The organism is Shewanella abyssi (assembly GCF_023284025.1).
Lineage (GTDB): Bacteria > Pseudomonadota > Gammaproteobacteria > Enterobacterales > Shewanellaceae > Shewanella > Shewanella abyssi.
Map to the genome: position 1 here is coordinate 1 of NZ_JAKIKR010000132.1, position 668 is coordinate 668.

The 668-nt window shown below is 43.9% G+C and carries 1 protein-coding gene; it reads right to left on the reverse strand.

The window, feature by feature from the left end:
* Positions 1–477 precede the first annotated feature (477 nt).
* Positions 478–668 (reverse strand): hypothetical protein (locus L2755_RS22065; RefSeq protein ID WP_248982764.1); only part of this gene is annotated, 191 nt, incomplete at its 5' end.

A 668-nucleotide genomic window follows, 5' to 3' on the forward strand; every position in this document is an offset into this window, starting at 1 on the left:
CTCTTCTCGGGCTAGGAAAAAGGAAGTCCTGTGCCGCTAAATAAGTTTATGGTAATGGATGTAAGTTGAGCCAGTAATAAATGGCGGGTTTATGTTTCAAATAGGGAAGATTTACCATTACTTTTTTGAGGGATTACTCCTTTTTAAGTAGGAGGTCAAATTGTTAGTTGTAAATGGCTTTGGGGCACTAATGAGCTAGCTTTTGACAATAGTGGTTCCAATTGCCTGCAGCAGGCGTATGTGCAGACGCTACTGAGGCGCGCTGCAAGTACCTCCCTGTAAGCTCTACGATGGCATCCATGCCATCAAAGGCCTCAGCGGCATCTACACTGAATTTGAAAAGCGCAATCTCTCAGCATTAGAGTTACCAATAAAAGCTTTTAAATTAGATAAACCTCCACATCAGTGAACATCAGAATTTAAATTTAAGTAGCCAAATTTGCAGACAGCTATCTCCCCCGTTGGAAATTTCGCTTTTTAAATTTCGCCGGGGCGCTGAGGGATATCCAAAAGGGGGGCAAGCGCTTTCCCCTTTTTGGTCTGGTGTGGGCGAAGCGCCACGACCTTTCTTTTTATGAAAATGAAAGCGAAGCTTGATAAACCTAACGAGGTTAGGGGCATAAATGAGTTTGACGCTTCGATGAACTTGCTAGCAGCTTGTGCGCTGA